The following is a 12,410-nucleotide window of genomic DNA, read 5'->3' as shown; positions in this document are numbered from 1 at the left end:
AACCGATAAGCGGTGGGGGGGCCCGCTGTTCAATCAATCGAATGCCGGGCTGCGGCGACCTTGCCGCCCCGCGGCGACTTCAGCTGACCACGGCCTCTTGCGCCGGGACATCGTCCTCACCCGCAACCTGATCCAGCACCGCCGACGGATGCCGCTGCCGCCACGCGGCCAGGGTGTCGGCGCAATGCGAGGGAATCACCCAGGCGCCGGGGTGGCTGTCGCGGAACCGGGCAAGCCGGCGCACGGTGTCGAGGTAAGCCGCTGCGTCGTCCATCGCCAGGCGCTGGGTCAGCCACGGCAACGGCCGATCGCGGTCGAGCTGCTCGCGCCGCCAGAACGCATCGGCGGCGAGCACGACGCGCTCGCCGTCGCCGATGCGCACGGCCAGACCGATCTGGCCGCGCGCATGTCCGGGCAACGCGATCGCATGCAGACTGCCGTCGCCGAACAGGTCCCAGCCCTCGCCCAGCCCGCTCCAATCCACCGGCAGCGGACGGCGGCCGTGTTCGTCGAGCAATTGCAGGCGCGCGGCAAAATCCTCCGGCAGCAGTTCCTTCCATATCTGCGCGTGCAGCAGGCCGAACCAGCTCAGTTCGCGCAAATGATTCCAGGCGTCGGCGTGGGCGACGAAACGCGCGCGGCGGAATTGATCGAGCCCGCCGATATGGTCGGGATGGAAATGGCTGATCACCACCAGCCGCACTTGCTCGGCCTCGATGCCGCGCTGGCGCAGCAACTGCCCGGCATCGGTATGCGAGGACGAACAGGCGTGGATCGCGCGTCGGTAAATCCAGCGCAGGCCGCCGCGCATCGCGGCGCGCGCGCTCGGGCCGTAGCCGCAATCGAACAGGATCGCGCCCTGCACCGGATGTTCGATCAGCGCCCAGCCGGCGGGAAACCGCATCGCCGGCCCGGCCTCGAAACCCAGATGACGCGGGTCGGCGCAACTGTGGCCGGAGGCGGCCAGGGTGAGCGCGACCTCGCCGGTCACCGGCGTGCCTCGGCGCGCGCCAGTTCGCTCAGGGTCTTGTCGAGGGCCTCGTCCATGCTCACGCGCGGACGATAACCCAGCTCGTCGCGCGCGCGGGTGATGTCCAGGGTCATGTCGACGCTCAGCAATTCGATGCCGTAACGCAGCAGCGGCGGCTCATTATCAGGTTTGAAGCGGCGGTAGAACGCTTCGACCGTGCTGGCCAGCGCCAGCGCGACCGGCTTGGGCATGCGCTTGCGCGGACGCGGCAGCGACAGCGCATCGGCGAGCCGGTCGATCACGCTCCAGATCGCGACCGGTTCGCCGTTGCTGATGTTGTAGACGCGGCCGTTCAAGCGCCACGATGCGTCCATCGCCAGCACGATCGCATCGACCACGTTGTCGATATAGCTCAGGTCGACCTTGCAATCGTCCGCGCCGATCCGGCGCAAACGGCCGCTGCGCAATGCCTGGGCGATGCGCGGCAGGATCGCGCTGTCGCCGGGGCCGAAGATCGCGCGCGGCCGCAACGCCAGCGCCGACACGCCGCCGGCGGCGCAGCGTTCGAACAAACGGCGTTCGGCGATCAGCTTGGTCGCGGCGTAGTCGTTGACCGAACGCGCCGGCAGCGGATGGTCTTCGCCGATGCCGTGATGCGGTTGGCCGTCGTGGTAGATGCCGGGCGTGGAGATATGCACCAGGCGCCGCACTTGCCGCGCGATGCAGGCGGTGACGACATGGTCGGTGGCGTCGATGTTCGCCGCGACGAAGGCCTCGCGCCGGCCCCACGGGCTCGACAACGCGGCCGAATGCACCACGGTGTCGGCGCCGCGCAGGGCGCGATGCACGGCGCCTTCGTCGGTGAGGTCGACGGCGAGGAATTCGACGCCCTGCGCCTGCAGCGCGCGCCCGCGCACCAGGTCGCGGCCGAGGCCGACCACCTGGGTCCACGGCCGCGTGGCGAGCAGATGGCGGGCGAGCGCGCCGCCGAGGAAACCGGTCGCGCCGGTGATGACGATGCGCTGGGTGGTCATGCGCGATCGCCTGCGCTGTCGCGAGATTCCGGATTTTTTGCGGGCCGCGCTGCGAGCGCGAGCGCATGACCACGGCGACGAAGCAACACGTGGTTCGACCAGGCCTCGGTCGGGGCTAAAGTCCCTCCCGCAAAAGACTTCACGGCTGCGCGGAAGAAGTTGGGATGCCGATGCGACGCGCGACCCGAGCGGGGTCGCCGTGCGATGCCGCGAGCGCTGGCTTTCGAATCGGACGCGCATCCGGCATCGCCGCGCGAATCCACCGCCGCAGGCATCGACCGCATCGCAGCGCCGATCGTCATGGCGTCAGTACGTCATCGTCAGGCCGACGCCGGACAGGCCGGCGCCGGTACCGAGCAACACGCCGGGTTCGCCGCGGCGGATCGAGCCTTCGCGCACGCCCTGTTCCAGTGCCAGCGGAATCGACGCGGCGATGCAGTTGCCGGTGTGTTCGAGCGTATTGACCATGCGTGCGTGTTCGAAACCGATCTGCGCGATCACGTCGAGCGCGGCGCGGCTGGCCTGATGCGCGGCGACCCAGCGCACGGCGTCGCGCGCGGCGCGATCGTCCAGGCCGAGCTGGCGCATCACGTACGGCACCAGGCGGATGCCGCTGCGCAGCGCGGCCTGGCCCTGCATCGAGAACAGCGCGTCGGCCGGGGTGGTCAGCGGTCCCAACGGCGGACGCCAACTGCCGCCGCCGCGCAGAGTGGTGATCTCGACGCCCTCGCCCATCGTGCGCCAGGCGATGCGATGGATGCGACTGGAGCTGTCGTCGGGCGCGCGTTCGAGCACGGCCGCGGCGGCGCCGTCGCCGAACAAGGTGCAGACCTCGGGGCTATCGAAATCCAGGCCGACCGAAGCGATTTCGCTGCTGACGATCAACGCGCGCGCGATCCGGCCGTGATGGATCCGTTCGGCCGCCAGTTCCAGCGCGGCGACGAAACTCAGGCAGGTGGCATGCACCGACAAGGCCGGAATGCCGGAGCGGCCGAGGCCGAGTTCGCGTTGCAGCAGCGGCCCGCCGTCGGGAATCGCGCGCTCGGCCGAACCTGAAGCATTAACGATCAGATCGACCTCGCCGACTTCGATGCCGGCTTGCTCGCAGGCCATGCGCGCGGCGTGCGCGCCCATCCAACTGGCGCGTTCGCGTTCGGGCTCGGCCCAGTGGCGAAAGGCGACGCCGCTGTTCTGCAGCGCCCAGCCCGCGGGCAGGCCGACGCGCTGCTCGATTTCGGCGCTGGCGACGCGGCGCTGCGGCAGATAACGGCCCAGGCCGGCGATGCGCACGCGCCAATCCAGGTCGGGGCCTGCGCCGTGTCCTGAGCCGTGCCTGCGCTGCGCGCTGAGTCCTTGATCGGCGCGCGCGCGCGCCGTGTCCTTCGATTCGGTATCCATGTGCGCCGGCAGTATGAGCCAGTGCGCGGCATTTGCCGATATGCGGCGGGGATCCTGGGCTTTTCCGGCCGTGGAGGCGGGACTTGGCTGGACGAAGGGCTGAGAGAGACGGCGAAGCGCGGAGAGACACGGCGAGACGCGATGAGGCGTAGCGTGGCGAAGTATGGCGAAGCGAGGCCCTGAAACCCTTGGCAGCCACGAAGTCCATTGTGGGAGGGCCTTCAGGCCCGACGCCTTTCGTTCCGCTCGCGCGGAGGCTTCATCGCTGCTGAGCGAAAAGCGTCGGGCTTAAAAGCCCTCCCACAACAGCGAATGCCGCCGCCGCGAATGGGCGGCCAAGAGCGTCGCTGTCGGGCTGTGGAGGCATGACTGGCCTGAAAATCTTGACGATGCGCGACGAAGCGCGGCCCGACGCGTGGCGCGGCGAAACGCGGCGTAGCGAGACCATGAAGCCCCTGGCACCCGCGAAGTCTAGTGTGGGAGGGCCTTCAGGCCCGACGCTTTTCGTTCCGCTCGCGCCGAAGCTTCATCGCTGCTCAGCGAAAAGCGTCGGGCTTGAAAGCCCTCCCACAAAAGCGAATGCGATCGCCGCGGTTGCATGGCCTAAAGCACCGCCGCAGCGCTCGGTGGAACGGCTGCGCTGGTCGAAGCCTGCCGCGGCATGGCGAAGCGAGGCGGCGAATAGCCGGGTAGCCCGAAAGTCCATTGTGGGAGGGCCTTCAGGCCCGACGCCCTTTGTTCCGCTCGCGTCGAAGCTTCATCGTTGCTGAGAGAAGAGTGTCGGGCTTGAAAGCCCTCCCACCAAAGCAAGCTTCACAAACGACGGGATCAGCGTGCGGCAAAGCGCCAGCGACACTGGCGTCGCCCTGCCCGCATCGACCATGCTGAGCGAATCAATCGCCGCCGGACCCACCCCTGCAGATGCTCGCCGCCGATGCCCGCCCCCGCGCCGCCGCCGGCACCGATACGGTCGCGCTGTCGCGGCGTATCGCCATCGTGTTGATCGCGATGGCGATCAACACCGGGCTGTACCTGGGCATCAACGCCTATCCGCTGAGCGAGCCGCGGCTGTTGCCGTACACCGCGCTCGACCACGCACTGGGCCGGCATGCATGGACGATCTGGCCGTACTGGCTATTGCTGCTGGCCAGCCCGGCGCTGGTCCTGGCGATTCGCGAACGCCGCTATCTGCTGGCGACGCTGTACGCCTACGTCGTCGCGATCGGGCTCGACGCCGCGATCTGGCTGCTGTGGCCGACCCGCATCGTGCGTCCGCCGTTGCCGCAGGGCCTGGACCCGCTGACCGAAGCCGCCTGGCGTTGCCTGCACGCGCTCGACGGGGTCAACAATTGCTTCCCGTCGGGCCATATCACCATTCCGGTCGTGGCCGCGGCCGGGTTCGCCGCGCAGCATCCGCGGGCACGGCCGTGGGTCTGGTCGGCGCTGATCGTGCTGACCCCCAGCGTGATCACCACCGGCCAACACTACGTGTGGGACATCGCCGGCGGCCTGGCGACTGCGACGCTCGGCCTCTTGCTCGCCGGCACACCGCTGTGGCGAACTGGGCGCCCCTGAGCTTCATCCGATCCGCGCGATCGATTCGCGCCCATGGATAGCCTGATCGTGGCCCCGACAGTGGCCCCATGCCCGCCGCTCACCGAAGAATCCCTCATGCCCGACACCCCCGCCCCCTCGAATCCGCCCGGCCTGTTTTCCCGCGGCGCGATCGGCTTCTGGTTCCTCGGCCTGGGCCTGCTCGGCTTGGTGCGCTCGTGGATGCGCGCCACCCGCCACGGCCCGTTCGACGCCGATGCGATCACCCTGCTGTGGCTGATCGGCTCGCTCCTGCTGACCCTGATGGGCGCGCTGCGGGTCTGGCGGGCTTGGCGCGAAGGCCGCCCGCCTCGCGGCTGACGCGAACGCGTCGCCGCCCGGCATCGCGCCGGCCGCCGCGCGTCGCATCCGACTCGGTCCGGCCGCGACGGCCCGCGCGGCTTTGCGAAAACCTCCCGACAGGCGCAAGCTGTGACGCCCCGGCGCGCATTGCGTGCTCGAATCTGCTTACGCTTTAGTCTATGTCTGCCCGAACCGTTTCCGAATTCACTCTCGATCCCGCCGACAGCGAACGTCTGGCCAACCTCAGCGGACCGTTCGACGCGCACCTGCGCATGATCGAACTGCGCCTGGGCGTGGAAATCGCCAATCGCGGCAACATCTTCCGCATCGACGGCCCCGAGCGCGTGGTCGGCGAAGCCGAGAAGCTGCTGCGCCGGCTGTGGAAGGACGCCGCCGAGGAAACCCTCGACGAGGGCGCGATCCACCTGGCCCTGACCGAAACCGGCGCCGAGCAACTGGTGGCGCAGGACATCGAACCGCAGGAAGTCGCGATCCGGGTCAAGCGCGGCACCATCCGCGGCCGCGGGGTCAATCAGGCCAAGTACCTGCATGCGATCGCCACCCACGACATCAATTTCGGCATCGGCCCGGCCGGCACCGGCAAGACCTTTCTCGCCGTCGCCAGCGCGGTCGAAGCGCTGAACGAATCGCGGGTGCAGCGCCTGATCCTGGTGCGCCCCGCGGTCGAGGCCGGCGAAAAGCTCGGCTTCCTGCCGGGCGACCTGACCCAGAAAGTCGACCCCTACCTGCGCCCGCTGTACGACGCGCTGTACGAGATGCTCGGGGTCGAGAAGGTGGTCAAGCTGCTCGAACGCAACGTCATCGAGATCGCGCCGCTGGCCTACATGCGCGGGCGCACGCTCAACGATGCCTATGTGATCCTCGACGAAGCGCAGAACACCACCATCGAACAGATGAAGATGTTCCTGACCCGCATCGGCTACGGCAGCACCGCGGTGGTCACCGGCGACATGACCCAGGGCGACCTGCCCAAGCACATCAAGTCGGGACTGAAAGACGCCCTCGAGGTGTTGCGCAACGTCAACGGAATCAGCTTCACCTTCTTCGAAGCCAAGGATGTGGTGCGCCATCCGCTGGTCGCGCGCATCGTGAGCGCCTACGACGCGCGCGATGCGAAGGACGCGCAGAGCGGGCCGGCCGCCTGATCGGCGCGGTGCCGGCGTGCGGCGACGCAGGCCCGGACTCGTGCCGGTGTTGCGTGCCGGCGACGCGTGCCGATACTCGCGCCGGTGCGGTCCGTAGCGCCGGCGCGCGAGCGCCGCGCGGCCATCGCGGGCCGGCACCGCAACCGCGATCGGCCCGCCATGCCGTGCAATACCGATGAACCTTTAGCGTTGCGCCTCTCCCATCAGCCCGCACCGCAGTGAGTACCACGATGACCCAAGGTCCCGTCCGTCTCGATGTCGCCGTCAGTTACGCCCTGCCGCGCAAGGGCCTGCCGGCGGCGAACAGTTTCCGCAAGTGGGTCGCCGCCGCGTTGAAAGGCCGCATCCGCGAAGCCGACCTGGCGATCCGCATCGTCGGCACCAAGGAAGGCCGATCGCTCAACCGCCACTACCGCGACCGCGACTACGCCACCAACGTGCTGAGCTTCCCCGCCGACCTGCCCGAAGGCCTGCCGAAGGGAGTCAAGCTTCCGTTGCTCGGCGATCTGGTGATCTGCGCGCCGGTGGTCGTACGCGAAGCGCGCGAGCAGAAGAAACCGCTCAACGATCACTACGCGCACCTGACCGTGCATGGCACCCTGCACCTGCTCGGCTGGGATCACGAGGACGAGCGCGAAGCCGAATGCATGGAGCAACTGGAGCGGGAAATCCTGGCTTCGCTGGGGATCGCGGATCCTTATCTGGAAGAGTGATCGTCAGCTGGCGGATCGACTGGTTCTGCGAGACGGCTCGGCGAACGGATCGTGTTCTTCTCCGGCTCGCGCAGGCGGCTTCGAATCGCCGGAAGCCCCGACAGGCGAAGTCGATGACGCGATGATTCACTTAAACCATCGCCCAAAATAATTACAGCAGCGCCTGCCCCGGTCGCTCCGCCACAGGCCGAACCGCGGCTCGACAGCAAGAACACCGCGCCTTCGATGATGTCTCGCCGACGGGGCAGCATTCACAGTCGGCCGCGTCAGCCGCGGCGATCGACCACCGCAATCACAAGCAGTCGATCAGCCCGTCGTAAATGGACACCGACGTCCCCGGCAACTTCGCATACAAAGGCTGCTCGCCGGACAACGCGCCCAGCAGGGCCGATACGGTGGTCTTCGGCGCCAGCGGGCTACGGCAGCGCCAGACCTTCGGCGTCACCTGGATCTTGCCGGTGGCCGCATCGACCTCCTCGTTGCTCGCCGCGAACACCCACACGCAACGCCCGATCACGCCGCTGGACTGCTCGACCGAGCACCTGAACCGCAACGCGTAGATGTTGCTGTAATCGCCCTCGCAGAAGGTGTCGCCGCAGATTTCGTCGAAGTTTTCGCGCAGGTGGTACTGCATTTCGTACCAGGCATTGATCTGGGCGTCGTCAATCAGATAGCTGCCCACTTCTACGTATTCAGTTGCCTGCGCCACATTGCCGGCCGCAGCCACCGAAGGTGCGGCAATCGACATCGTGAGCATCATGGTTGCGTGCAAAAGAACATTTGACTTGCGCATGCGCATCCTCATCCTCATCCTTGAATGATAGTTATCGATCGTATTGGCCGACATCTATCGGCGCTTAGAAATATTAGATCCAGCTGCGCGCGGCGGAAATCGGATTTCTGCCGCACGCCTTGTAGGAATTAGCGAAGTCGTCGTCGACGGCATCCGCTCCAGCCACGCACTCACCAGCAGTCGAGCACATTCGCAGCTGTTCCGGACTTGGCCTTAACTCCCTTGTCGTTGATCGACATCGTCATGCATTTTCCGTCGCCACTGGCCTGCGCCCCTGCCGGGATCGCGGTCAAGGTGTAAGACGTCGCGGCGATGGCGCTGCCGAACGTGTAGAAGCCATTGAGCTCGGTAACGCAGCCACCGGCCGGCACCGTCGCGCCGGTGTAGGTGAATCTGGTCGTGTAATACCGCTCCATGTACTGCACCTGCCCCATCAAGCACGCCGTGGCGGTAGCGCGGCGCGACTTGATGACCTGGGCCTGATAAGACGAGTAAGCGAGTCCTGCGAGAATCGCCACTATCGCAACGACGATCATCAATTCGATGAGCGTAAAACCCGAGCATTTACGATTTGACACGGCAGCTCCCCTGGAAGACGACAACTTCATGCAGATCGATGCGGCAGGTCGCTATCCATCCCGCAGGATTTCTCGCCACGCGACTCGTTTGGCGCCCAACCCCGTGACCGGTGTCGGCACACCTTCGATCTTGTCGTCTTGATTGGAACCCTCGATCAAGTTGCCGTTCTTGCCGGGAATGATGATGACCGGGTTCAACGAGCCGTCGGTACGTTTTCCGGACGGATACCTCGATGGATCATTCCCGGTTCCCGCCACAGCGTCATTACCATCTATTTTTCCATCGCCGTTGATGTCGAAAATCCCGGAGTCGATCCGCCCACCGGTGAACGGGTCGATTTCCATCAACCAACCGTTGCCGCCGACGTTGCATGGATCGCTGTTGTTCGGAATCCGACTGATGCCCAGCAGGCGATTGCCATCGAACAGGTTGGGAACCACCATTCGCTCACCCATCGCGGTTCCCGAGGGCGTGACCAGGTCGAGTTTCCAGCCCAATTTTCCGGCCATATCGCCCTCCTTCGAAGCCGATATCACGCGGACTTCGACATCCTTGCCATCCTTACCCTTGAGCGCCCCCTCGTACTCGATCTTGCGAGTGGCGAGGTTCGCGGCGGCCACCTCGGTTCCGGTATCCCTGATTCCGTACCAGGTCTGTACCGACTTGTCGCTCAGGTCGGCGCCACCCAGAAACCGCCCGGTGCCGAAGAACACCCAGGTTTCCAGGGAGTCCGGTTTGCGACCGACCAACGGAGTGGCCGTGATTGCCTGCGCGTTCCCGCCCGAATCCACCGCGTGGAAGAGGCGAGTCACGCCGGCCGTGCCGGTGCCGATGTTGCTGAACTTCCACAGATTGCCCTTGAAGTCACCGGCGTAGGCGCTGTCGATGAAACCGTCTGCGTTGGAATCCCAGGTCCGCACACCGGACAAGCCGTTATCCGAACCAACTGCGGTATCGATCGTGCTCACTGCCCCCGTAGCCACATCCAAGCTCACCAATTGCGCCTTTCCGTCCGTGCTGTTGGGACCGTTGCCCAGCAGGACCCGCCAGACCCCATTGGCCGTCTGCGCGATCACCGGCTTGCCCAGGTTGTTGCCCAGGCTCGGGACCTGCGCGCCGTACTTTTCCCACAGGAACTTGATGTCGCCCGGATCGGTGATGTCGAGTGCGAAAACCCCCTTCCCGCCACGCCCCATGGTCCCTACGAGCACGGTCTTCCAGGCGCCGCCGAGGTAGACGTCGGCCACGGTGAGCTCACCGTCCACGAAATAGCGATGCGGATAACCGGGTGTCGCGTACCCGGCCAGACCACCCGGGATACTGAGGGCCGCAGCGGGCACGAAGGCATACGCCTCCACACCCGTGGCCGCATTGAACCCATGCAACATGCCGTCATTGCCGCCGACATACACGAGCGGCGTGCGCGCTGCCTTGGCCGCGGCGAAGTCGTTATACGCCTTGCCACCGCCGGCAAACGTCGCATAGCTGTACTGGTTCGGCGAGGGCTTGCCGACATAAACCGGCGACGAGTTGACGAAATCACCCAGCACGCCGCCGCGATTGCGCAAGGGGCCGCCATTGGAGACTTCTTTGGTTCGCACTCCTCGCAGGTAGTCCACAACGTCGGCCGCGGTCGCACCCGAGAAGTTGCCGCTCCCGAGGTTCGTCTTGTCGGTAGCCGACAACAGGTCGTACAGGAATTCGCGATAGCCGTCGCTGTTGGCGAATATCTTCCGAGCAGCCGGCGCCGGGACGACCGCGCCTGCCGTCCAGACCGGAATGTTCGCCTTGGTGACCGGATCGATCCGGTACGACGTCAAATCGCCGTGCCAGTCATTGAAGTAGGTCGGCGAATAGATCGTCGCACCCTGCTCCAATGTCGCGCCATTGGTACCGAGACCCGCAGCCGCGCCACGGCGATCGGCGCCGGCACTTTCAAAGGCCCGGGTCAGGCCGGACACCATCTGTTCGGCTTGGTAGGCCACGTAGAAATTGCGCGGGCGCTTCTCATTCACCTGATTGTCGAGCCCGACCTTGTCGCCATCTGTCCACAAAGCATCCGGGAGTGGATCGACGCGCGTATCCGGATCAAATCCCGCCGGCACATCGAAGCCGCCGTATTTAGTTGCGAGGTAGTACTGATTGTCTTCGCGTTTCACCACCACCTTAAAGGGAAGAACATCGACCCAATAAGTACTCAAGGTCTGCATTCCGGGCATGTTCGGCTGCATGTCCTTGGTATGCGAGTAATACGCGAGCCCGGCTATGAAACCAGAGTTGGCATTGCCACCAGGATTGAAAGTGACCGCGGGCGATTTACCAATACCCTCCAGCCTGAACAAATTTCCAAGCGCGGTCTCGACATTGACCATCGTATCGGCCGCCAACTTCGGCGGCATGGCCGGGGCTGAATCCTTCTTCGTCGACCCGGGCAGATTTCTATCCAGATGGGTATAGGTATCGCCGATGCCGACCGCCACGTTGCGCTGGCACTGATACTGGACCGGATTGACCCAGTCGGTGATCACCGGAAACAGGTCGGTCTGTTTGGCCGCCTGTCCGGCCGGAATAGCGGTGTATTCGGGAACATTGTCCTGCCCCCTGAAGTACCGCACCGCCGCATAGTAAAGCTCGCTGACGTTATCCGCCCCCTTGGCGTCGTTGGTGGTGGTCTGCGCGAACTTGTTGAGATAATTGATAACACCGCTATTGACTACGACGCTGGTGTTGTTGCGAGTATTGGTCGCCGTTGCGTCAACCGGATCCGGATTATTATAAGCGCCAAGCTGTATACCGGTGACGGGATCCCACTCTTTATTGGGGTTGTCCTTCGGCCCCGCCACGGGATCGTAGCTGTACGGCCCAACGTACTTCTGTCTGGCCCGAAGGACGCCGCCGTCGCGATCTGGGCTGGAGTCGTTCAAATAACCGAATATGCCGAAACGCAATTTGTCGTTATATTTCTGAATCAGGCCTTCCGGCTTCCACGCGTTACCGTATTGCTTGCAATTCGCCTCGGGCTTTACCGCGCCCGAATTGACACAGACAGCGACCCGCACGCTTACCTCATATATGGTCGTGTCGTTGGCCGAACCGGCCTTTCCGCTGAGGGTATGTGTAGCTGGGTTATAAGAAACCGCATTAGTGCCGTCGACGTTGCCAGAACCATCCCGAGTGAAGCGCATCTTGTTGCCCAGGTTACGCACCTTCATACGCAACGGCCATTGAGCGCTGGCAGGAAACACGCTCTGAATCTCGGCAGCCGGAATCCCTACATCCGGGAAGAAATCCTTGCCGTAGTCGTTATTATCATGCCTCGCCTTTTCCAACCATACCTGCGTCGCATCGTCGCGAACGCGATAGCCACCTGTCAGCGCCTTACGGAACGGATCGATGGTCTGGGTGACGGCCCAGTTCAAGAAGTTTCCGCTCCATTGCTTCTGCGCCCCGGAGCATTGGTGATTGGCTGTTACACCAATCGGCTCGAAAAAACGATCTTTCTCGTTGGCAGCAAAATTGTATTTGTAACACTTGGCGGAATCGAAATAACCCACATACGTTATGCCTGTATTGTAAACGTCCACGTCGCCGACCATGGTGAAGTTGGCCTTGGCGTTGACAGTGGGATACTCGACCGAGGGCACCAATACAAGATTGTTGGGCACATCGTTACCCAGCGCCAACGGCCTGGATTGGATCGGCACCTCCGACACTGCTGGCGTCGCGCTGAGCGCGGCCAACACGCCAATGAGGACGACCGCCAGTCGCGGCGCCAGATCGCGAACACGCCCGATGCAACGCTTACCGAAAGATCTCATGCTGTTGCTCCCGAGCGGACGCGTGTTGGTTTCAGATATTTCG

At 64.8% G+C, this 12,410-nt stretch carries 11 protein-coding genes; 5 read left to right on the top strand and 6 right to left on the bottom strand.

The genetic code is table 11. The features are described 5' to 3' along the window. Window positions 1-79: 79 nt before the first annotated feature. The 3 genes from KME82_RS07115 to KME82_RS07105 all read right to left on the bottom strand — a co-directional run bounded on the left by KME82_RS07115 (window position 80) and on the right by KME82_RS07105 (window position 3,402). Window positions 80-991 (bottom strand): MBL fold metallo-hydrolase, encoded by a 912-nt coding sequence (locus KME82_RS07115; RefSeq protein WP_215497904.1) that lies wholly within the window; start codon window positions 989-991, stop codon window positions 80-82. Further along, the gene (locus KME82_RS07110; protein ID WP_215497903.1) at window positions 988-2,004 is read right to left on the bottom strand and encodes an NAD-dependent epimerase/dehydratase family protein; all 1,017 of its coding nucleotides are present in this window, start codon (window positions 2,002-2,004) and stop codon (window positions 988-990) included. The genes KME82_RS07115 and KME82_RS07110 overlap by 4 nt, the downstream gene beginning before the upstream one ends. Window positions 2,005-2,310: 306 nt before the next feature. Further along, window positions 2,311-3,402, bottom strand: coding sequence for a 3-oxoacyl-[acyl-carrier-protein] synthase III C-terminal domain-containing protein (locus KME82_RS07105; RefSeq protein WP_215497902.1), 1,092 nt, complete (start codon window positions 3,400-3,402; stop codon window positions 2,311-2,313). A gap of 365 nt (window positions 3,403-3,767) precedes the next feature. On the opposite strand from KME82_RS07105, the gene KME82_RS27055 reads away from it, so the two are divergent. The 5 genes from KME82_RS27055 to ybeY all read left to right on the top strand — a co-directional run bounded on the left by KME82_RS27055 (window position 3,768) and on the right by ybeY (window position 7,177). Further along, the gene (locus tag KME82_RS27055; RefSeq protein ID WP_430538801.1) at window positions 3,768-4,172 is read left to right on the top strand and encodes a DUF6053 domain-containing protein; all 405 of its coding nucleotides are present in this window, start codon (window positions 3,768-3,770) and stop codon (window positions 4,170-4,172) included. Between the two features lie 151 nt (window positions 4,173-4,323). Beyond that, complete coding sequence (locus KME82_RS07100; protein ID WP_215497901.1) at window positions 4,324-4,977, top strand: phosphatase PAP2 family protein; 654 nt, start codon at window positions 4,324-4,326, stop codon at window positions 4,975-4,977. A 96-nt stretch (window positions 4,978-5,073) separates the two neighbouring features. Then, window positions 5,074-5,316: a hypothetical protein gene (locus tag KME82_RS07095; RefSeq protein ID WP_215497900.1), complete on the top strand. Its 243-nt coding sequence runs from the start codon at window positions 5,074-5,076 to the stop codon at window positions 5,314-5,316. A 161-nt stretch (window positions 5,317-5,477) separates the two neighbouring features. Further along, window positions 5,478-6,464 (top strand): PhoH family protein, encoded by a 987-nt coding sequence (locus KME82_RS07090; RefSeq protein WP_215497899.1) that lies wholly within the window; start codon window positions 5,478-5,480, stop codon window positions 6,462-6,464. A 230-nt stretch (window positions 6,465-6,694) separates the two neighbouring features. Continuing rightward, window positions 6,695-7,177 carry an rRNA maturation RNase YbeY gene (gene ybeY / locus KME82_RS07085; RefSeq protein ID WP_036101849.1) on the top strand — a complete coding sequence of 161 codons (483 nt, stop codon included), beginning with the start codon at window positions 6,695-6,697 and terminating at the stop codon, window positions 7,175-7,177. A 292-nt stretch (window positions 7,178-7,469) separates the two neighbouring features. Here ybeY and KME82_RS07080 read toward each other — a convergent pair whose 3' ends face one another. The 3 genes from KME82_RS07080 to KME82_RS07070 form a co-directional block, all read right to left on the bottom strand. Further along, on the bottom strand, window positions 7,470-7,976 hold the full coding sequence (locus KME82_RS07080; RefSeq protein WP_215497898.1) for a hypothetical protein: 507 nt from the start codon (window positions 7,974-7,976) through the stop codon (window positions 7,470-7,472). 164 nt (window positions 7,977-8,140) lie between these two features. Continuing rightward, window positions 8,141-8,578, bottom strand: coding sequence for a type IV pilin protein (locus KME82_RS07075; protein ID WP_215497897.1), 438 nt, complete (start codon window positions 8,576-8,578; stop codon window positions 8,141-8,143). Between the two features lie 21 nt (window positions 8,579-8,599). Then, window positions 8,600-12,367: a pilus assembly protein gene (locus KME82_RS07070; RefSeq protein WP_215497896.1), complete on the bottom strand. Its 3,768-nt coding sequence runs from the start codon at window positions 12,365-12,367 to the stop codon at window positions 8,600-8,602. Window positions 12,368-12,410: the final 43 nt, after the last annotated feature.

The sequence above is a fragment of the Lysobacter capsici genome, assembly GCF_018732085.1.
In the GTDB taxonomy this organism is placed as follows: domain Bacteria; phylum Pseudomonadota; class Gammaproteobacteria; order Xanthomonadales; family Xanthomonadaceae; genus Lysobacter; species Lysobacter capsici_A.
This window is presented reverse-complemented; position numbering and strand designations above follow the sequence as displayed.